At 66.6% G+C, this 21,152-nt stretch carries 15 protein-coding genes and 1 pseudogene; 5 read left to right on the top strand and 11 right to left on the bottom strand.

Annotated features, from left to right (window positions below):
* The first annotated feature begins 41 nt into the window (after positions 1 to 41).
* Positions 42 to 920, top strand: a complete 879-nt coding sequence (locus tag HV793_RS04180) for a LysR family transcriptional regulator (protein WP_054458817.1) — start codon at positions 42 to 44, stop codon at positions 918 to 920.
* Positions 921 to 949: 29 nt separating this feature from the next.
* On the opposite strand, the gene HV793_RS04185 is transcribed toward HV793_RS04180, so the two are convergent.
* The 4 genes from HV793_RS04185 to HV793_RS04200 form a co-directional block, all read right to left on the bottom strand.
* On the bottom strand, positions 950 to 1,765 hold the full coding sequence (locus HV793_RS04185; RefSeq protein WP_054458815.1) for a siderophore-interacting protein: 816 nt from the start codon (positions 1,763 to 1,765) through the stop codon (positions 950 to 952).
* 22 nt (positions 1,766 to 1,787) lie between these two features.
* Positions 1,788 to 2,549 (bottom strand): PadR family transcriptional regulator, encoded by a 762-nt coding sequence (locus HV793_RS31070; protein ID WP_054458813.1) that lies wholly within the window; start codon positions 2,547 to 2,549, stop codon positions 1,788 to 1,790.
* A gap of 77 nt (positions 2,550 to 2,626) precedes the next feature.
* Positions 2,627 to 3,520 (bottom strand): DMT family transporter, encoded by an 894-nt coding sequence (locus HV793_RS04195; RefSeq protein WP_054458909.1) that lies wholly within the window; start codon positions 3,518 to 3,520, stop codon positions 2,627 to 2,629.
* Positions 3,521 to 3,611: 91 nt separating this feature from the next.
* Positions 3,612 to 4,502: a helix-turn-helix transcriptional regulator gene (locus HV793_RS04200; protein WP_054458811.1), complete on the bottom strand. Its 891-nt coding sequence runs from the start codon at positions 4,500 to 4,502 to the stop codon at positions 3,612 to 3,614.
* A 97-nt stretch (positions 4,503 to 4,599) separates the two neighbouring features.
* On the opposite strand from HV793_RS04200, the pseudogene HV793_RS04205 reads away from it, so the two are divergent.
* Positions 4,600 to 6,042 (top strand): annotated as a pseudogene (locus HV793_RS04205) (MFS transporter).
* On the opposite strand, the gene HV793_RS04210 reads toward HV793_RS04205, so the two are convergent.
* From HV793_RS04210 to HV793_RS04240, 7 genes are all read right to left on the bottom strand, one after another.
* The gene (locus HV793_RS04210; protein WP_158598578.1) at positions 6,036 to 6,497 is read right to left on the bottom strand and encodes a fimbrial protein; all 462 of its coding nucleotides are present in this window, start codon (positions 6,495 to 6,497) and stop codon (positions 6,036 to 6,038) included. The pseudogene HV793_RS04205 and the gene HV793_RS04210 sit on opposite strands and share 7 nt — an antisense overlap.
* A 575-nt stretch (positions 6,498 to 7,072) precedes the next feature.
* Complete coding sequence (locus tag HV793_RS04215) at positions 7,073 to 9,652, bottom strand: fimbria/pilus outer membrane usher protein (protein ID WP_175212733.1); 2,580 nt, start codon at positions 9,650 to 9,652, stop codon at positions 7,073 to 7,075.
* Between the two features lie 130 nt (positions 9,653 to 9,782).
* Positions 9,783 to 10,550, bottom strand: coding sequence for a fimbrial biogenesis chaperone (locus tag HV793_RS04220; protein WP_054458803.1), 768 nt, complete (start codon positions 10,548 to 10,550; stop codon positions 9,783 to 9,785).
* A gap of 134 nt (positions 10,551 to 10,684) precedes the next feature.
* On the bottom strand, positions 10,685 to 11,218 hold the full coding sequence (locus tag HV793_RS04225; protein WP_054458801.1) for a fimbrial protein: 534 nt from the start codon (positions 11,216 to 11,218) through the stop codon (positions 10,685 to 10,687).
* 441 nt (positions 11,219 to 11,659) lie between these two features.
* Complete coding sequence (locus tag HV793_RS04230; protein WP_119451679.1) at positions 11,660 to 12,430, bottom strand: phytanoyl-CoA dioxygenase family protein; 771 nt, start codon at positions 12,428 to 12,430, stop codon at positions 11,660 to 11,662.
* 5 nt (positions 12,431 to 12,435) lie between these two features.
* The gene (locus HV793_RS04235) at positions 12,436 to 13,536 is read right to left on the bottom strand and encodes an AI-2E family transporter (protein ID WP_054458797.1); all 1,101 of its coding nucleotides are present in this window, start codon (positions 13,534 to 13,536) and stop codon (positions 12,436 to 12,438) included.
* A gap of 150 nt (positions 13,537 to 13,686) precedes the next feature.
* Positions 13,687 to 14,754 (bottom strand): LysR family transcriptional regulator, encoded by a 1,068-nt coding sequence (locus tag HV793_RS04240; RefSeq protein ID WP_054458795.1) that lies wholly within the window; start codon positions 14,752 to 14,754, stop codon positions 13,687 to 13,689.
* Positions 14,755 to 15,138: 384 nt separating this feature from the next.
* On the opposite strand from HV793_RS04240, the gene HV793_RS04245 reads away from it, so the two are divergent.
* The 3 genes from HV793_RS04245 to HV793_RS04255 all read left to right on the top strand — a co-directional run bounded on the left by HV793_RS04245 (position 15,139) and on the right by HV793_RS04255 (position 21,128).
* Positions 15,139 to 16,335: an efflux RND transporter periplasmic adaptor subunit gene (locus tag HV793_RS04245; RefSeq protein WP_054458793.1), complete on the top strand. Its 1,197-nt coding sequence runs from the start codon at positions 15,139 to 15,141 to the stop codon at positions 16,333 to 16,335.
* Positions 16,336 to 16,360: 25 nt separating this feature from the next.
* Complete coding sequence (locus HV793_RS04250) at positions 16,361 to 19,576, top strand: efflux RND transporter permease subunit (protein WP_175212734.1); 3,216 nt, start codon at positions 16,361 to 16,363, stop codon at positions 19,574 to 19,576.
* Between the two features lie 73 nt (positions 19,577 to 19,649).
* The gene (locus tag HV793_RS04255; RefSeq protein ID WP_054458788.1) at positions 19,650 to 21,128 is read left to right on the top strand and encodes an efflux transporter outer membrane subunit; all 1,479 of its coding nucleotides are present in this window, start codon (positions 19,650 to 19,652) and stop codon (positions 21,126 to 21,128) included.
* Positions 21,129 to 21,152 lie beyond the last annotated feature (24 nt).

Here is a 21,152-nt window from a genome sequence, read left to right on the forward strand (position 1 = left end):
ATATATGGAAAATTCATAATCAATACTTTCAAAGTACCAATATGGAACTGCGTCACCTGCGTTACTTCGTCGCCACAGCCGAGGCCCAGCACTTCACACGCGCGGCCGAGCAGCTGGGCATGGCGCAGCCGCCGCTGTCGCAGCAGATCCGCCAACTGGAGCAGGAAGTCGGCACGCCGCTGTTCGATCGCACCGGGCGTGGCGTTGCGCTGAACGATGCCGGACGCGCCTTCCTGGTCTGCGCGCAAGACATCCTGCAGCGGGCAGACGCCGCTGTGCGCACGGCGCAGCGGGCCGCGCGCGGCGAAGTCGGCGAACTGACATTGGGATTCACGGAATCCGCGTCCTTCAGCGGCGTGGTGACGGAATTGATACGGCAGTACCGGCAGCGCTATCCGGACGTGGAGATGACGCTGTCGCAGGGCGATAGCGAAACGCTGGTGACGCAACTGCGCAGCGGCGCGATCGACGCGGCCTTCGTGCGCCCGCCCTTCGCGCTGGACGGCGGCCTGGCATTCACGCAACTGGCGCAGGAACCGCTGGTGGTGGCGCTGCCGCTGGGCCACGCGCTGGCGCGGCGCAAGCGGCTGGCGCCTGCCGATCTGCAGCAGGAACGCTTCATCCTGTATTCGCGCAAATCCGGCTATGGGCTCAGCGCCGACATCATGGCCGCCTGCCGCCAGCATGGACTGAATCCGCAGATCGGCCAGCGCGCGCCGCAACTGTCGTCGGCGGTGAACCTGGTAGCGGCGGGCATGGGCGTGGCCATCGTACCGGAATCGCTGCGCCATCTGCGTCCCGACGGCGTGGTGTACCGCCCTTTCGCGCTGGACTGGCCGCGCGCAGTGCTGGGCCTGGCTGTGCGCGAAGAAGGCGCGGGCGGGCGGGTACGCAATCTGCTGGCGTTGGCCGGCGGCTGAAGATCTTTACTCCCTCGCCAGCCGACGATTCAGCCTTCGTGCGATTCGTGCACAGCCACGGCGCCGCGTTTCCAGTAGCTGGCCGCGCGGATGCGGCTCTTGTCGACGCCATGCTGCGCAACCATGATTTCCCGCACGGCCTTGGCCGCGGCCGATTCCGCGGCCACCCAGGCATAGCCTTCGCCCGGCGGCAGCGTCAGCTCGCGCGCGGCTTCCAGCAACAGGGTGCTGTAGCCCGCCGCGGTGCCGTTGCGGTGCAGCCAGCGCACCGAGGCTTGCGCTGCGGTAGCCAGCGGGATTTCGTTGGAAGCATCCGGCACTTCGATCAGCACCAGCGCCTGCGCGCTGGCCGGCAGCTCTTCCAGTCGGCGGGCGATGGCGGGCAAGGCGGTTTCATCTCCGATCAGCACATGCCAGTCGAAGCCCGTGGGTACGACGAAGGAGCCGCGCGGCCCGCCTATGCCCAGCAGTTGGCCCGGCTTGGCCTGTTCGGCCCAGGTGGACGCGGGGCCGTCGCCGTGCAGCACGAAGTCGATGACGAGCTCCTTGCGCGCCGCGTCGAAAAAGCGCGGCGTGTAGTCGCGGGCGGCGGGCTTGGGCATGTCCTCCGGGAACTTGATGCCGTCCGGTGTCACCGCCGGCAGCGCTGGCGGCAGGGAAGGATCGGCGGGAAAGAACAGTTTGACGTGGTCGTCGAACGAGGCGGACACGAAGTCCTGCAGTTCGTCGCCGGTGAAGGTGACGCGGGCCATCAGGCCTGCGACGCGTTCGACGCTGGCCACGGTCAGCGTGCGCATCTTCAGGTTGTGGCGGACGCGTTCGACATTCAGGTCGTTGCGGGTCATGGATACTCCAGGAATGAGGTCTTCAGGAACAGCTCTGTTCCGTGATGTCGGCAGTGGCGCGGGCCAGGATGGCCGCGATGCGCCGCTGCTCGGCGGGCGAGGCGTCGGTGCGGTCCAGCAGCGCGCGCTTGAGCGCCTGGCGCGCGGCCACGAACTCCGGCAGCCAGCCGGTGGCGGTGTCTTCGCCTTCGGGGCCGACGTTGCGCGGCTGGCCGCTCCAGGCCTGGCGCATCCAGTCCATCTTGCGCGCCACGTGCTTGAGCTTGTTGAACATCAGCGCCAGGCGTTCGCGATTGCCGTCCAGGTGCGCACGGCCCGGTTCCGCCAGGTGATAGCGCTTCTTCGCGCCCTCTTGCTCGACGGTGGCGTAGCCCAGCTCTTCCAGGTAGGTCAGCGCGGGATACACCATGCCGGGGCTGGGCGTGTAGAAACCGTTGCTGAGCGCACCCAGCGCCTTGATCAGCTCGTAGCCATGGCTGGGATTCTTTTCCAGCAGGCCCAGCAGCATCAGCTGCAGGTCGTCGGCGCTGACTTTGCGGCTGCGGGTCCAGCCGCGGCCGTCGTCGCCGAAACCGCCGCCGAAGCCGCCGCCTTCGCCGCGCTCGTCGGCCGGACCGGAGAACCAGTCCCCGCCCGCGGCGGCGTGGCGCTGGTGGTGGCCATGGCCTTCGCCGTGGTGGCGATGGTGCGCATGGGGATGATGGGAATGGGAATGACCGTGGCGGCCCTGCGGCTTCTGGCGGGCTCGGCGCACGAATGCGGTAAGGAATTGGGCGTCACGCATGGTTTACCTCCGGTGTCTATCGTACGAGTTATATCTTACGACATATATCTTACGATATACCTGCGATAGTCCGGCCGTCAAGCGCGACGTTCGATCACCCCTGCCGCGATCCCTCCCACGATGAGCGCCATGCCCAACAGCAGCGAAACGCTGACCGGCTCGTGCAGGAACAGGGCCGAGCACAGCAAGCCGAACACGGGTACCCCCAACAATCCGATGGAAGTCACGCCCGCGGGCAAGGCACGATTTACATTCACGGCAGCCCAGTGCGCCACCGCGATGCCGAAGACACCGGCATAGCCCAGCAGCCATGCCAGGTCGGCGCTCCACGCCACTTGCGGCGGACCTTCGGTTGCGTACGCCACGGCCGACAGTACGGCCGAAGCCAACAGGGCCTGCCACAGCGCGAGTTCGAAGGGCGGCGTAACCCAGCGGTGTGCGCGCACGTAGACGATATTGGCCGCCCAGCACAGCGCCGCCAGCAGGATCAGGCCATTGCCCAACAGGGCATCGCGATTGGTCCAGTCAAAAGCCAGCGGATTGAAGATGACAACCAGCCCCAGGAGGCCCAGCGCCAGCCCGGCCCGCCGGGCTGGCCCCACTGACTCCCTCAGGAACAGCCAGGCGCCCGGTATCACCCACAAAGGCGTGGTGTAGGCCAGCACGGCCGAGCGGCCCGCCGGCACGTACAGCATGCCCAGGCTGACCAGCGCGGCAAACGCCCCCATGTGCAGCAGCCCCACGCTGAAAATCACCGGAAGGTCGGCCTTGACCGGCCGGGCCACGCGGCGCAGCGCGAGACCCAGCAACAGCAATGCGACGGTGCCCGCGATGCTGCGCGCGGCCGCTGCCCAGATAGGCGTCATGTACTGCAACAGCAGCTTGTTGACGATCCAGGTGAAGCCCCAGGCCAGCACCACCACGCCCAGCAGCAGCAAGGCGTGGCGGCGGGAAAGCGCAGTGGTGGACATGGCCGGCGGAAGCATCCGCGAGGACGCGGCGGTATGAAGATGCCCCGACTATAGGAGCCGCCCGCCACGGCTCCGTAGACCCACGGCGCGCCTATTCCCTGGTGCCACGTGCGGGCTTGGATCGGGCCGCTACGCGCCCCGCGAGCCAACGCTCGAACGCCGCCGCCTTGGGTTCGTCGGGCGCGGGCGCGTAAACCACCAGCCGCAGGTGCCGGCTCTCGTCCACCGACAAGGTGGAATGCTCGAACGCCAGCGCGCCCAGGGCTGGCAGGCAGAGGCTGCGCAGGCCCATGCAGGACCCGTGCACATCGTGTTCGCGCCACCAGCTCTTGAAGTCCGGCGATACGCGCTCCAGTTCATCCACCAGCTCTCCGACGTCCGGCGCCTGGCCCGCGCTGGCGAAGTCGCGCCGGAATGTGGACAGCATGGCGGGCGCTTGCGCTGGCCAGTCCACGAACAGTTCGCGCATCGCCGGATCCGCGAACAGCATCCACAACAGGTTTCTGCGGCCCGGCGCCTGCGTTGAAAAATTGAACACGCGGTCTGCGGACGCATTCCACGCCACTACGTCCCAGCGCAGATTGAGGATGTAGGCCGGGCGCGCGGGCAGGTCGTCCATCAGGCGGCGCACCTGTGCGGGCACCGTACACCAGGTGCGCCCCGGTTCCGATGGCGGACGCTGGTGCGCCAGCAGGTAGAGATGACGGCGTTCGGCCGCGTCCAGCTTCAGCACGCGCGCCAGGTTTTCCAGGAAGCCTGCCGACACGCTGATGTTGCGCCCTTGTTCGAACCAGGTGTACCAGGCCAGGCCCACGCCGGCCAACGCGGCCACTTCCTCGCGCCGCAATCCCGGCGTGCGCCGGCGGCCTCCCGCGGGCAGCCCCAGCTCGGCAGGACTGAGCCGTTCGCGGCGCAGCCGCAGAAATTCCGACAGATCGGCGCGGGTGCGCTCCAGGCGCTTGGGGGCTGCGGTTGCGGTCATGAGTCTATTGCACCTGGTAATAGCATAAACAGCTAAATTGTATAAGGCTAAAAGCCTCTCCAGAATAGCGCCCATCCTGACTCCGATGGCGCTTTCCATGTCTTCTTCCACACTCCCCTGCCCTGGCGCGCACGCCGCGCCGCAGCCCGCCCTGGGCCGCCTGGGCCTGGCCGTGCTGCTGTCTGGCGGCTTCATCACGATCTTCGATCTGTTCGTGGTGAACGTCGCCATTCCCAGCATGCAATCCACCTTGTCCGCCAGCTTCGCGCAGATCAGCTTCATCATCGCCGCCTACGAGCTGGCCTATGGCGTGCTGCTGATCGCGGGCAGCCGGCTGGGCGACCGCCATGGCCGGCGGCGCCTCTTCATGCTGGGCATGGCGGGGTTTGCGCTGGCCTCGGCGCTGTGCGGCCTGGCGCCCACGGCCGACACGCTGATCGCCGCGCGCATCCTGCAAGGCATGGCCGCGGCCATGCTGTTTCCGCAGGTGTATGCGCTGATCCGAGTCAGCTATCAGGGCCAGGAACGGCAGCGCGCCTTCGGCTTGCTGGGCATGACGCTGGGACTGGCGGCCATCGCCGGACAGGTGCTGGGCGGCTGGATCGTGCATGCCGACCTGTTCGGGCTGGCATGGCGCAGCATCTTCCTGCTCAACGTGCCGCTGGGCCTGTTGGCGTGGCGGCTGGCACGCCATATCCCGGAATCGCGCGAGCCCTCGGCCGCCAGCATGGACTGGCCCGGTTCGGCGCTGGTGGGCGCAGGACTGGCCCTGCTGCTGCTGGCGCTGATAGAAGGTCCCGCGCGCCGCTGGCCCGCGTGGACGGTGGCCTGCGGCGTGGCAGCGCTGATCGCGCTGGCGCTGTTCGTGCGCATGCAGCGGCGTGTCGCGGCCCGCGGCGGCGCGCCGCTCGTTGACATGGCCTTGCTGGCGCAGCCGCGCTTCGCGGCGGGTTGACTGCTGGTCATGCTGGTGTTCTCCACCGCCAGCGCCATGTTCCTCTGCTATGCGCTGCTGGTGCAGACTGGCTTCGGCCTGGACGCGCTGACGGCCGGCCTGATCTTCGCCCCCGCCAGCGTGGGCTTCGTGGCCGGATCGATGGCGGCGCCGCGGCTGGTGGCGCGCTTCGGCACGCATGCCATCGCGCTGGCCGCCCTGCTGTATGGCGGCGCCACGGCAACCTTGATGCTGCAGGTGGAGGCGGCCGGCGCGAGCCTGGCGCCGTGGTCGCTGTTGCCGGCGCTGGTGTGGCTGGGCGCGGCCCAGGGCGCCGTCAACACGCCGCTGGTGAATCTGGCGCTGGGCTTCGTCGACGACCGCCACGCTGGCATGGCGGCCGGCGTGGTGTCGACCTTGCAGCAGGTGGGCGCGGCGCTGGGCGTGTCGGCGGCGGGCATGCTGTATGCCGGCACGCTCGATGCCCATGCCGCTGCAAGCGGGGCCGAACGTCACGCCAGTGCCTTTGCCAGCGCCATGCAGTTCAATGTCGCCGCGATCCTGATCGCGACGATTCTGTTGTGGCGGCTGGGGCGCCGCTACTGATAGCTCATCGTGAACGTGGCCCGCGCATTGGCGGTTCCGACAGTCACGACCTCGTCGGTTTGCACGTAGCGCGCCGTCAACGGGATGGAAAAGACACTGGCTCCGGGCGACACGGTGCCTGCCTTCCATTGGCCAGGGTTGCCAAGCACGTTCGAGTCCGCGCCATATCCCAGCACCGTGGTGCCATTCAATATTTCGACCCCGACGCCCGTGGCGCCGGACCCGGGCGACAAGTTCAGCACCTTGGAGCGGTTGCCTGGCTTGGTGGCGTCCGTCAACGTGGCGTACACATCCAGCGAGCTCAGGCCATCCCCTCCCTTGCAACTCAGATCGATCTTGAAAGGGCGCTCAGCCGACGTCGAGCCGATACCCTTGAAAACCGTCTTGGAAACCACGCCCAGCGAGGTATGGATGGTGTCATTCGACGAAAAGGAACAAGTCGGCGGCCTTCTCACTCGTACGGTGGTCGTCCCGGCGTACCGGAACCGAGCATAGGTGTTCTGGGTACTTCCGAAGGTCCAAAAGGCGATATCCTCGCAACACCCAAAGGATCCAGAACCCACATTCCCAGTCTTGATCAGTTCATACTCGATCGTTACCTTCGGAGGGGTCCCTTCCACTACGGTCTCGCATTCCGTCGGCCAATAATTGGAGACGCAGGACCTGTACCGGGACTTGATGCGAGCGCCTACCCCGGGAATGCCAGTATTAAAGACCCCATTCTGTTCATATACGTCTAGGTAGATAAGCAAAGCGCCCGGGGGAGACTCTTCGGACGCACATCTACCAGGTATAAGCGCTCGGGTGCCCACCGTACCGGACCACATCACCTGACCGACACCCACGTCGGCATTAAGCTCGATCGTGGCAGGAAGGACGATCCCCAAAAAATGGGGTTGCTCACACGGAAATTGATCGCCGGCAGCGTTGGCGGGGGAGTAGACCAGCGACAGCAACGTCGCGCCAAGCAAAAACAGTATTCGAAACGTATTCATCTTGCGATTCCGGTCGAAGGTAAATTGAGAGATATCTAGCTGCAGCGGGTTTCGATCTGCCGATAGCTGTCCGGACCCATGCCTTTTTCCGTGGCCGGAAGTTCATAATCCATGCGGCATACATCGCCAGGCAGTTCGCCCCACTTGACGGTCAATTGGCCGCGGTCCTGCAGGCCGCGCGCCAGTACACGGCTTGCCTGCCCGACCAGACCGACTTCCACACCATGCTCATCCACCACGCTGGCGCCGAACGGCAGCGGCTTGCCATCGGCTTTCAGCACCTGCAGCATGGCCGACCGCCCCGAGACCGTGGCGTACCGCAGCATCGCGACCGCACCGGCGCGCGGCGCCACCTGCTGGCTGGTGACCTGCAGTTCCACATCGGTGGACAGCCCCTTGGGATCGATTTCCACCGTGTTCATGCGATACGGCGTCAGATGCGGCACGACGGCATATCCACGGCTGTTGACGCGCACGCCCGAGGCATTGAGCAGACGCGCGCCTTCGGCGTCGGGCGCTTCAACGATGCCGAAGGTTTCCGAAAGCGGCTGCGACAGCGTAAGGCCGCCCGGATGCGCGACGAGCGCCCCGCGCACGCCTACCGAGCTTTGCGAATAGCCCGTACCCACGCCTGCGCTGCCCGTGAATTCGGCGACCGGCGCGCGGTAAAGCACGCTGGCGCTGCCGCCGTTCATGCTGTCGCCCGAACCGCCGGAAGCATGGTCGGCGCTAAGGCTGTAGGACAGATCATTGTCCTCGCCCGTGGAGCCGGACAACGTGCTTTGCACCCGCAAGCGGCCGTCGGAGTCGCGTCCGGCATTGGTCGACAGGCTGAGCGGATTGCTCTTGCCCAGCGGAATGCTGATGGTCGCGTAGACCGCGGTGCCCATCTGCTGTCGGCTGTCGCGCTGACGCTGGACGCTGATGTTGTAGCCCACGGTCTTGTACCGGTTCGCATAGGCGATGCTGTAGTTCACGTCGCGGCCGTCGCGGTTCCAATGGTCCACGCCCGAGGCGGTCAGGTTGATGCTGCCGCGCTGCCCGCCCAACTGCTGGCTCAGCATGATCGAGGCGCGGTTGCGCTCGCGCACCATGCTGCCGGTATAACGGTACTGGCCATAGCCGTAGAGCGAATTCATGGCTTCGTTCAGGCCGTAGAAGCCGCTGGTGGAATAGCGGTACGCCGCGATGGAGACGTTGGTGCCAGTGTTGGGCAGGTTCTTTGCATAGCTGGCGCGCATGCTGGTGCCGGTATGCGTAGCGTCTGCCTGCGACAGGCGCGACTGGGTCGCGTCCAGGCCGAACGCTCCGGCCGACGTATTCAGGGCCCCGCCCAACAAGACCGAGGTGTAGTTTTGCGCCACCGTGGCGCCGGCATAACCCGTGACCAGATTGGACAGGCCGCGTTGGTAGGTAGCCTGCAGGAAATGCGGGCTTTTCGACAATTGCTTGTTGCGCACGGCGCCGCCGACCACGCTATAGCGGCTCACGCCCGGGCGCAGCGACATCGGCACGGCGGCGTAGGGCACCGAAAACCTGCGCACGCTACCGTCGGCTTCCTGCACCGACACATCCAGGTCTCCGCCGTAGCCGGTGGCGTACAGGTCGGTGATTTCAAAGGCCCCCGGCGCCACCGTGGTTTCGTAGATGACGACCGAGTTCTGCCGGATGGTGACCCGCGCGTTACTGTTGGCCATGCCGCGCACCACGGGCGCGTAGCCGCGCATCGAGTCGGGCAGCATGCGATCGTCGCTGGCCAGGCGCACGCCCTTGAAGGGCGTGGATTCAAACAGTTCGCCGCTGGTATAGGCTTCGCCCAAGGTGAGTTGGGACGACAGCGCAACGATTTCGCGCTGCGCGTAAGTCGAGATGTTCTGGTACTGGCGCTGGCCCTGGGAATCGAAAGAATAGGAGCCATTGTGGCGCAGACGCCAATCACCCAGGTTGACGCCCGCGCGCAAGCCCAGATAGCCCTGCCGCTGCGTGCCGCCGAACGCTTTGTTGCGGTAGTTGTACAGGTTGAAGTCGTAATCGACCATGGCCGCGTTGACGCCCGAGTCCCATAGTTCCGGACTGACGTAACCGCGGGCGTGGCGGCTCATGGAGGCCTGGGGAATGCTGAGGTCCAGGCGCTGGTCGCCGAAGTCGAAATCGCTGCCGGCGTCCGCGGCGATCTCGGCCAGGCGCAGGCTGGCGTCTTGCGCCAACTTTGCGGTCGCCTCGGCGGGCAGCTTGCCCAGGTCGACGCCGATGCGCTGCAACAGCTGACGGTCGAACACGGGCTGCGCCGCCGCCTCGCCGGCAACCGCCGCGAACGGCACATCGACGCGGCCGACATAGCCCTGGTTGATGAACAAGTCCACCGAATAGCTGCCGGGCGCGGCCATGTTTCCCTTGGCGAAGCGCGACAGGTCGGTGCGCGGGCCCGAGCCGCCCATCAGGAAGGCATCCTCGAATTCCACCGAAGCCACCATCGTTCCGGATGCGTCGGCCTCGGCGGCCTGCGCCACCCGCTCATGCGCAACCAGGGCCACCAGCAGTGCCGCGCAAAGAGGGGTCAGACGCAGGCTGACGCTATCTCGCGTATGCAGGAGCTTTGAAAGGGTTTTCTTCATAACGGCGGAGCTGAAAGAGTGGATTCGATGAAAACGCTGGACAACACTCTCCCCGGGGATACCGTTACCGGCATCCCTCACAAGAGGAGTTTGGTGAGATGAGGGCCGCGCGCGTGCGCGGCTTAGCGGCCTAGCGCAGGGACGAGGCGGGTCCCGACATCAGCGGCAGGGAGCCTTCGACGTTCGCGCCCCAATCGTTGATGCTGTTGAACTTGACTTGAGCGCCGCCAGCCGGCGCCGACGTCATTCCCGCGAGGGGAAACAGCGTGGACTCGCCCGGCTTGACGTAGCCGGCTCCGGCATCGAAGGACTGGCCGCCAGACTGCAGGCTGATCTTGCCCAGGTTCACGACATAGGGCGTGGGATTGCTGGCTTTCAGCGCATAGCCTTTGCCGGCCGCGGCGGGAGCGACCTCCCAACGCAGCTGCGCCGGCGCCTCGTCTGCCTGGCCCGGCAGGCCTTGCGGGCGATACATCACCTTGATGCGCGTGCGAAAGGCAAGCTGCAGGCGATTGGCGTCTTCGCCGGCCTGAGCCTTGGGCGGGACTTCCAGCACGTTGAGCCAGTACATGCTTTCCTTATCCTGCGGCATCGATTCCTTGGTGTGGATCAGACGCAGGGTCTGCCCCTTGCCGGGATCCACGCGGAAGATGGCGGGCGTCAGCACGAAAGGAACCTTCAGCGTTTCCGGCGCGTCGGTGATGCTGCCGTCGTCCAGCCACGACTGAACCAGGGCAGGCGTACGGCCGTCATTGCTCAGCTTGATGGTGACTTCGCGCTCTTGCGCCGGATAGATCACGCGCGTGCTGGCAATAACGACGCTGGCCTGCGCCTGGAGTGCAAAACAGCCCGCGGCAAGCGTTGCGGCGGCCATCAGGGTGCGGCGTAGAGTTTTCATGATGTAGCCCTTGGTGGTGGATGCTGCGTCTATGGTCGGTTTCCTTCCAAGCCGTCTCGGGGAGCGGGGTGAGACGGCTTGCAGGGAAACACCTGCCTCGGCGGCCCCGGGGAGGCAGCCGCCGAGTCGGCGCATTACTCGTAGGAGATCGAGTACTGCACGCGCGAGTTGGCGGCGCCGGCGGTGGCGTTGCCCAGCGAGTGGTACTCGACGAAGTAGTCCAGGTCAGCCTTGCCGCCGGACAGCGTCACCGTCTGCGAGTTCTGCTGGCCGATGGCCGCGCCGGCCATGATTTCGCCGAACGAGTTGTTCAGCAGGCCCAGTTCGACTTTCTCGGCGCCGCCGGCGTCAACGATCAGACGGCCGGTGGTTTGCGAAACGGTGGGGCCGCCTTCGAAGTGGACCGAAACCGGCTGGTCGGTGGTGCAGCTGCTCAGCGCGATCTTGAACGGCGTACGGCCGGCGGTGGCGCCTGCGGTTTCCAGCGTCTTGGCCGACACGGTGGGCAGGGCCACGGTGAAGTTCTCGCCGCCGTTGCCGCCGTTGATGACGCAGGTGTTGGCGGTGATGTTGCCGGTGAATTCGATGGTGCCGTCGGCGGCGTGGGCGCTGGCGAAAGAGGCGAGGCCGGCGATGGCCAGAGCAGCGGTCAGGAGGGTCTTTTTCATGATGAGTCTTTTAAGTTGGGGTTTTTGAGGTGAGGGAAATCGCCTTTGCGGGCGGATCTTTGCTGCGTGCGCTAGTGCATGAGGGACCGTTGGGGACAGGTCTTTTTCAGCTCGCGTACTCAACAACTGCATCGTAGATTTCGCAGCGCAGGCCGCCCATCGGGCTAGTCCTCTCCGATCCGGGCAAGACATAGGACTAGGCCCATTTTTTGGCGCAGGCCCTCTCAGCACCGGAAAAAGCGCCCGCAGCCGAGCCCGCCAGCGAGCGGGCGCAGTGGTCGACAATCAAGGGGAAAGATCCCGTCAGGACACGAACCCGGACCGGGAAAGTCGGCGCATGCGGGGCCGCGCCCGGAAAGATTTCAGGCGGACAGCACGGGCCGCAGTAGCGGCTGATCGAGAAAGGAACAGCGCCGCAGAATGCGGCGCTGACTCAGAGCATCAGGCGGCCGGGACCGTCAGCGGCACGCCCGGCTGGCTGGCCGAGCGCGTACCCGGCAGCGGATGACAGGACTGTGGATGGTAGGTATGCACCAGCGACAGCTTCACGCGGTCGCTGGCGTTGCCCTGGGCGGCATGCAGGGTGCGGCAATGGAAGAACACCACGTCGCCCGCCTGCAGTTCGGGGCAGACCGCGCGGGCGATCCACTCGGCGTTCTGGGGCGCGTCGTCGCGGAAGAACTTCTGCTGGTCGAACTGTTCCGGCGCGAAGGCGGCCGCGTGCGAACCCGGGATGAAGGACAGGCCGCCGTTGGCGCGCGTTTCCGGGCCCAGCGCCAGCCAGGTGGACACCAGATCGGTGTCGGAAAACGACCAATAGCGGATGTCCTGGTGCCAGCCGGTCAGGCTGCCATAGGCCGGATGCTTGGTCATCACGCAGTTGTGATGCACGGTGGACAGCACCGGCGTTTCGCCGAAGTAGCGTCCCAGCCACTGGCCGATGCGGGAATCGGCGGCCCATTGCGCGAACAAGGGGTCGCGGCCATAGGCGCCGAGCAGGCGCCGCACGGTCAGCCCGCCTTCGGCCGCGCGCGACTCGGGCGCGCCGGGATAGCGCAGGTCGGCTTCGTATTCGATGGGCGCGACGTGGTCGCGCAAATGGCGTTCGGCAACGGCGCGCAGCGCCGCCACCTGTTCCGGGCTGGCGAACTGGCGCGCCACCACGAAGCCCTGCTCGCGCAGGACGGCTATCTGGTCATCAGGCAACAACATGGCATTCAAGCAGCAGGGGGTTGGGCGGGAGGATTGATGCGGGCGGCATCGCGTTCCTGCACCTCATGGTGCACCCATTCGCGCCACACCGCCACCAGCAGGGCCATCAGCACGGGGCCGACGAACAGCCCGACGATGCCCATCGTCTTCACGCCCCCCACCAACCCGAAGAAGGTCGGCAGGAAAGGCAGCTTGACCGGCCCGCCCACCAGCCGCGGACGCAGGGTCTTGTCGACGATGAAGAGTTCCACGCTGCCCCACACCATCAGCGCGATGCCCGCCACCAGATGGCCCGAGCCGACCAGATAGAGCGACACCAGCGTGAACGACAGCGGCGCGCCGCCGGGTATCAGCGCCATGAAGCCGGTGACCACGCCCAGCAGCACGGGCGACGGCACGCCCGCCACCCAGTAGGCGATGCCCAGCACCACGCCCTCGCCCAGGGCGATCAGGCCCATGCCGGTGACGGTGGAGTTGATGGTGGCCGGCACCACGCGCGAGAAGCGCTGCCAGCGGGCAGGCAGGATGCGTTCGCCCAGCACGTCCAGCTGGGCCACCATGCGGATGCCGTCCTTGTAGACGAAGAACAGCGTGATCAGCATGAACAGCACGGTCAGCAGCAACTGGAACACATTGCCCGTGGCCGCCAGGACCATGCGGTAGATATTGCCCAGATGCTCGCCGCTGACGGCCTCGACCAGGGCGCCCAGCGCATGCGGCTGGCCGATATAGGATTCCCAGTACTGGCTCAGGCGCTCGCCCACCACGGGCATGGAGGTGATCCAGTTGGGCACGGCCACGCCATGGCGGTTGGCGGCGATGGCCCAGGCGAAGAAGGTACTGGCTTCCTTGATGGCGTAGGACAGCGCGAACGACATCGGCACGATCAGCACGACGATCACCACCAGCAGCGCCAGCGAGGCTGCCAGCGCGTTGCGGCCGCCGCAGCGCGCGACCAGCCGCTGGTACAAGGGCCAGCTGGCCAGGCCGATGATGAGTGCGGCGAGCGCGGGGACCAGGAAACCGCTGAGGAAGTACACCCCCGCCAACAGCACGAGCAACAAAAGCCAACGGGCGATCAGGTAAGCGGGTAGTACAGGCTGCATGGAGCGGATCGACAGTAAGGACGTTGTAGGCTTTGACTGTCGGACTATACAGACGTTTCATGCAATTCGAGGGACGCAAGGTCTGTATTTACTACGGGGTTTCCCGTGATTCCCCAGGTGGAGGGCGGATCCGCCCCCCACGCCATGCGCTTACAACGCGTACTCCGCGGCCTCTTCGCGCGCGGTACGGCGGCGCGGCGGCAGGTATTCCTCCAGCGCAGGCCTGGGCGCGGCGGACGGCGCGGCGTTCGCCTGGCCGGCCCCGCGGGCGTAGACGCTGCAACTGGCCGCGGCCGGATCGGTCTCGTCGCGGCCGCTCAGTAGCGGGCAGCTGGCGAACAATTCAGCGGCCCAGTCGGTGAAGGCGCGCACCTTGGGCGAAAGCTGGCGGCTTTGCGGATACAGCACCGAAATCGCGGTGGGGCTGGGCTTCCATTGCGGCAGCACCTCGATGAGTTCGCCCGATTGCAGGTGCGGCAGCGCCATGTAACGCGGGGTCTGGATCAAGCCGAAGCCCTTGAGCCCGCAATCCAGGTAGGCGCCGGATTCGTTCACCGACACCACGCCCTTCATTTCGACTTCCTGGTGCTTGCCGTCGACCCGGAAATCCCAGGCGCAATTGCGGCCGGTACGGCTGGAGAAATAGTGCACGGCGTGATGGTCGCGCAGTTCGTCGATGCTCTGCGGCAAGCCATGGCGCGCCACATAGGTGGGCGAGGCGCAGGTCACGCTCTGCAGCGTGCCGATGCGGCGCGCGACCAGGCTGGAATCCTCCAGGTCGCCGGCGCGGATCACGCAATCCACGGCCTCCTGCACCATGTCGACCGGGCGGTCGCCCAGGCCCAGCACCAGCTCCACGTCGGGGTATTTGTCGTGGAAATCACACAATGAGGGGATCAGGATCAGCCGCCCGATGCAGGTTGGGGCATCGATGCGCAGCCTGCCCTTCAGGCGCAGGGCCGCTTCCTGGAAGCAGGCCTCGGTTTCCTCGACGTCGGCCAGAATGCGCACGCAGTGCTGGTAATAGCCCGCGCCGTCGGGCGTCAGGCCGATACGGCGCGTGGTGCGGTTGAGCAGGCGCACGCCCAAGAGGCGTTCGAGGTTCTGGATGATGGTGGTGACGGTGGTGCGCGGAAGCGAGAGGCTGTCGGCCGCCCGGGTGAAGCTATTGGCGTCCACGACGCGCACAAACACCTGCATAGCCTGAAAACGGTCCATGGCGACGGTGTCCTTTAGGGGAAATAGTCGGTGTGGACGGAGCATAACCCGATTTCGGCGTTGATTAGTCGATCCTTACGACTAGTGTTGCCGAAACATCAGGGTTTATCCGACCCCCTAAACCGCTCAGAATGCAAACCATCTTGAAGTGCCCTTGCCGCCAGGCGCCATCAAAGGGCAAGCCTATCCTCAGATTCCGGCACCCGCAAAGACCCGCCCCGATCAGGCGCCTTTGCCTGGGATGCGCAGCAGCATTGCATGTTGCATTGCAGCATTTCCGCCGGATCCCGAGGACAGGCCTGCCCCAGGCCGCCGCAGCCGCCTCCGCCCCCAGGCTCATCCAGGCAAGCGCGCTTTCGCCCCATCATCTCTCAAGGAAACACCATGGTTTCGCGCAATCGTATTGCTGTGCTCGCCGTCTTTGCCGCCATCGTCGCCGCTGGCGGCGGTTATGCCCTCTTCCGCGCTCCCGCTGGCGCCAATGCGGCGCAGGCGCAGACTGCCCCCACGGCGCCGCCAGTCGAAGTGGCCGAGGTCCTGAACAAGACCATCGTGGACTGGCAGCGCTACTCCGGCCGCCTGGAAGCCATCGACCGCGTCGACATCCGTCCCCTGGTGTCGGGCACCCTGACCGCCGTGCACTTCCAGGACGGCAGCATCGTCAAGAAGGGCGACGTGCTCTTCACCATCGACCCGCGTCCCTACGCGGCCGAGGTGGACCGCGCCGCCGCCGCCCTGACCGCCGCGAAGGCCCGCGCCTCGTATACCGCCAGCGAACTGGCCCGCGGCCAGCGCCTGCTGACAGACAACGCCATCGCCCGCCGCGATTTCGAGGAAAAGCAGAACGCCGCACGCGAAGCCGCCGCCAACCTGCAAGGCGCCCAGGCGGCGCTGGACTATGCCAAGCTGAACCTCGGCTACACCCGCATCGAAGCCCCGGTGGACGGCCGCGTGTCGCGCGCCGAGGTCACGGTGGGCAACGTGGTGGCGGCTGGCGCCGGCTCCGTGCCGCTGACCCGCCTGGTGTCGGTGTCCAAGATGTACGCATCGTTCGACGTGGATGAACAAACCTTCCTGCGCTATGTGAACCCTGCGCGCGGCGGCCGCGCCGGCGCCGTGCCGGTGGAGCTGGGCCTGGCCAACGAGGAAGGCTATTCGCGCACCGGCGTCGTGCAGTCCGTGGACAACCGCCTGGACACCACCTCCGGCACGATCCGCGTGCGCGCCGAGTTCGACAACGCCGACGGCCAGCTGCTGCCCGGCCTGTACGCCCGCGTCCGCCTGGGCGGCAGCGAACCGCGGCAGGCCGTGCTGATCGACGAAAAGGCCATCGGCACCGACCAGGACAAGCGCTACGTGCTGGTGCTGGACGACAAGAACCATGCCGTCTACCGCCAGGTCAAGCTGGGCGCCAACCAGGAAGGCCTGCGCGTGGTCGATTCGGGCCTGGCCGCCGGCGAACGCATCGTCGTCAACGGCCTGCAGCGCATCCGTCCCGGCGATGCCGTGACCCCCACCGTCGTCCCCATGGTTGCGGCCCAACGCAACCCGGTCAAGACCGCCTCGGCCACCCTGAACTGAGCCGGCGCGTCTAACGAGAACGTCCATGAATATCTCGAAATTCTTCATCGACCGGCCGATCTTCGCCGGCGTGCTGTCGGTCCTGGTGCTGCTGGCGGGCCTGCTGGCCATGTTCCAGCTGCCCATCTCCGAGTATCCGGAAGTGGTGCCGCCGTCCGTGGTCGTGCGCGCGCAGTATCCAGGCGCCAACCCCAAGGTCATCGCCGAAACCGTGGCCTCGCCGCTGGAGGAATCCATCAACGGCGTCGAGGACATGCTGTACATGCAGTCGCAGGCCAACAGCGACGGCAACCTGACCCTGACGGTCAACTTCAAGCTGGGCGTGGACCCGGACAAGGCGCAGCAGCTGGTGCAGAACCGCGTGTCGCAAGCGCTGCCGCGCCTGCCGCCGGACGTGCAGCGCCTGGGCGTGACCACGGCCAAGAGCTCGCCCACGCTGACGCTGGTGGTGCACCTGATCTCGCCCAATGACCGCTACGACATCACCTACCTGCGCAACTATGCGATCCTGAACGTCAAGGACCGTCTCGCCCGCATCACCGGCGTGGGCGAAGTGACGGTGTGGGGCTCGGGCAACTATTCCATGCGCGTCTGGCTGGACCCGCAGAAAGTCGCCCAGCGCGGCATGACCGCGAGCGAAGTTGTCGCCGCCATCCGCGAACAGAACGTGCAGGTCGCCGCCGGCGTCATCGGCGCGTCCCCCACGCTGGGCGACGTGCCGCTGCAACTGAACGTGAATGCCCGCGGCCGCCTGCAGACCGAAGAGGAATTCCGCGACATCATCCTGAAGACCTCGCCCGATGGCGCCGTGACCTACCTGTCGGACGTGGCCCGCGTGGAACTGGACGCGCAGGAATACGGCTTGCGGTCGCTGCTGGACAACAAGCAGGCGGTGGGCATGGGCATCATGCAGTCGCCCGGCGCCAACGCGCTGGACGTGTCCAGCCAGGTGCGCGCCGCCATGGCCGAGCTGTCGCAGGACTTCCCGCCGGGCGTGGAATACCGCATCGAATACGACCCCACCCAATTCGTGCGCGCCAGCATCAAAGCCGTGGTGACCACGCTGCTGGAAGCGATCGCCCTGGTGGTGCTGGTGGTGATCCTGTTCCTGCAGACCTGGCGCGCGTCCATCATCCCGCTGCTGGCGGTGCCCGTGTCCATCGTGGGGACCTTCGCCCTGCTGCTGATGTTCGGCTATTCCATCAACGCGCTGTCGCTGTTCGGCATGGTGCTGGCTATCGGCATCGTGGTGGACGACGCCATCGTGGTGGTGGAAAACGTGGAGCGCAACATCGCCGCGGGCCTGAGTCCGCGCGATGCGACCTATCGCGCCATGCGTGAGGTCAGCGGCCCCATCATCGCCATTGCGCTGACGCTGTGCGCGGTGTTCGTGCCGCTGGCCTTCATGACGGGCCTGACCGGCCAGTTCTACAAGCAGTTCGCCATGACCATCGCCATCTCGACGGTGATCTCGGCCTTCAACTCGCTGACCCTGTCGCCCGCGCTGTCGGCCATCCTGCTCAAGAGCCACCACGACAAGCCCGACTGGCTGACCCGTGGCATGAACCGCGTCTTCGGCCGCTTTTTCAACTGGTTCAACAATATGTTCGGCCGCGCGTCCGAGTCGTACGGCACGGGCGTCACCAAAGTGATCCGCCGCAAGGCCAGCGCCATGGGCGTGTACGCCGTGCTGGTGGCCGCCACCGTCGGCGTCTCCTATCTGGTGCCCGGCGGCTTCGTGCCCGCGCAGGACAAGCAGTACCTGATCGCCTTCACGCAGCTGCCCAACGGCGCCTCGCTGGACCGCACGGACGCGGTGATCCGCCGCATGAGCGACATCGCCCTGAAGGAACCCGGCGTACAGAGCACCATCGCCTTCCCCGGCCTGTCGATCAACGGCTTCACCAATAGTTCGAGCGCCGGCATCGTGTTCGTCATGCTCAAGCCCTTCGAAGAGCGCAAGAACGCCGCGCTGTCGGGCGACTCCATCGCGGGCTCGCTCAACCAGAAGTTCGCGGCCATCCAGGACTCGTTCATCGCCGTGTTCCCGCCCCCGCCCGTGATGGGCCTGGGCACGCTGGGCGGTTTCAAGTTCCAGATCGAAGACCGCAGCGCCGCCGGCTACGCCGCACTGGACAAGGCCAAGCAAGCCTTCCTGGAAAAGGCGCGCCAGACGCCGGAACTGGGCCCCGCCTTCTCCAGCTACGAGATCAACGTGCCGCAGCTGGACGTGGACCTGGACCGTGTCAAGGCCAAGCAACTGGGCGTGCCGGTGACGGAAGTCTTCGACACCATGCAGATCTACCTGGGCTCGATGTATGTCAACGACTTCAACCGTTTCGGCCGCGTCTTCCAGGTGCGGGCGCAAGCCGACGCGCAATTCCGCGCGCACGCCGACGACATCCTGCAACTGAAGACTCGCAACGTCGCCGGCGAAATGGTGCCGCTGTCCTCGCTCGTCACCGTCAACCAGACCTTCGGCCCGGAAATGGTGGTGCGCTACAACGGCTACACCGCCGCCGACATCAACGGCGGTCCGGCGCCCGGCTACTCGTCCGACCAGGCCCAGGCCGCGGCCGAGCGCATCGCCGCCGAGACCCTGCCGCGCGGCATGAAGATGGAGTGGACCGACCTGACCTACCAGCAGATCCTGGCGGGCAACGCGGGCCTGTGGGTGTTCCCGATCAGCGTGCTGCTGGTGTTCCTGGTGCTGGCCGCGTTGTACGAAAGCCTGACCCTGCCGCTGGCCGTGATCCTGATCGTGCCGATGAGCATCCTGGCCGCGCTGACGGGCGTCTACCTGACCGGCAACGACAACAACATCTTCACGCAGATCGGCCTGATGGTGCTGGTGGGCCTGTCGGCGAAGAACGCGATCCTGATCGTGGAATTCGCCCGCGAACTGGAAATGAACGGCCGCAGTCCGCTGGACGCCGCCATCGAGGCCAGCCGCCTGCGCCTGCGCCCCATCCTGATGACGTCCATCGCGTTCATCATGGGCGTGGTGCCGCTGGTGCTGTCCTCGGGCGCGGGTTCTGAAATGCGCCAGGCCATGGGCATCGCGGTGTTCTTCGGCATGCTGGGCGTGACCCTGTTCGGCCTGTTCCTGACCCCCGTGTTCTACGTGCTGCTGCGCACGCTGGGCGGCAAGACGCTGCACTCCGCCGCGCCGCACGAGGCTCCCGTGTGCGTCCCGCACGTGGCCCCGAACGCGCAACCCGCCCAGCAACATCACGCCTGAGCCGGCTCACCACAGTAGCTAGACAGCGCCTTCCGCCCCCTAGGCGGAAGGCGCCCACAAGAGAATAGTCATCATGATCAAAAGACTGACCCGCGGTTCCGCCCTGCTTGCCGTCCTGCTCGTGCTGGCCGGCTGCGCGGTGGGCCCCACCTACGAACGCCCCTCGGCCGCGGTGCCCGCGGCCTTCAAGGAAGCCGCCCTGCCCGCTTCCGAGGCCGGCACCTGGAAGACCGCCGAACCGTCGGAAGACGCGCTGCGCGGCGCCTGGTGGAAAGTGTTCGGCGACGAAGGGCTGAACCAGCTGCAGGAAGAAGCCCAAAAGGCCAACCAGAACCTGCAGGCCGCCGCCGCCCGCCTGACCCAATCGCGCGCGCTGCAACGCGAAGCCCGCGCCGGCTTCTTCCCCAACCTGGACGCCGCCTTCGGCCCCAACCGCCAGCGCCCCTCGGCCGTGTCGCAGGGCCTGCCCGACGGCACCTCGACCAGCCCGGTCACGACTTGGCGCGCCCAAGGCGCCGTTTCCTACGAAGCCGACCTGTTCGGCCGCGTCGCCTCCACCTACGACGCCGCCAGCGCCGACGCCCAGCAAAGCGAGGCCCTGTACCGTTCCGTGCTGCTGGCCCTGCAGGCCGACGTCGCCACCACCTACTTCCTGGTGCGCGAACAGGACGCCGAATCGCAGCTCTACCGCCAGACGGTCAAGCTGCGCACCGACACCCTGCAACTGATCCAGCGCCGCTACGACGCCGGCGACATCAGCGAACTGGACCTGGCCCGCGCCAAGGCCGAACTTGCCAGCGCGCAATCCGAAGCCCTGGGCATCGACCGCCGCCGCGCCGCCTCCGAGCACGCGCTGGCCGTGCTGCTGGGGCGCGCCCCGTCAGACTTCGCCATGCCCGAGCAGCCCATCCAGAAGGTCGCGCTGTCGATCCCCGCCGGCCTGCCATCCACGCTGCTGGAACGCCGCCCCGACATCGCCGCCGCCGAACGCGCCATGGCCGCCGCCAACGCCCGCATCGGCGCGGCCAAGTCCGCGTTCTTCCCGCGCCTGGACATCACCGGCGCCTTCGGCTACGAGTCCTCGGACCTGGGCAACCTGTTCCAGTGGTCCAGCCGCACCTTCCTGCTGGGCCCGCTGGTCGGCGCCGCGCTGTCCATGCCCATCTTCGACGGCGGCCGCCGCCAGGCCGGCCTGGACCGCGCCCGCGCCGTCTACGAGGAAGACGTGGCCGTCTACCGCCAGACCGTGCTGAACGCGTTCCGCGAAGTGGAAGACAACCTGGCCAACCTGCGCATCCTGGCCGACCAGACCAAGGCGCAAGACGCAGCCGTCGACGCAGCCGCCCGCGCCGCCAAGCTCTCGCACACGCAGTACCGCGAAGGCTCCATCAGCTACCTGGACGTCATCGAAGCCGATCGCAGCGTCCTGCTGCAGCAACGCGTCGCCGTGCAGCTCAGCGGTGAACAAGCGCGCTCGGCCGTAGGCCTGATCCGCGCAATTGGCGGCGGCTGGGAGAATCCGGTGCCGCCGGAAACGGTGGCATCGAAGTAAGAGGCAGGCGCGCCACTGGCAAGA

Origin of the sequence: Achromobacter aegrifaciens, from assembly GCF_902859965.1 — a bacterium.
Taxonomy (GTDB): Bacteria; Pseudomonadota; Gammaproteobacteria; order Burkholderiales; family Burkholderiaceae_B; genus Achromobacter; species Achromobacter aegrifaciens.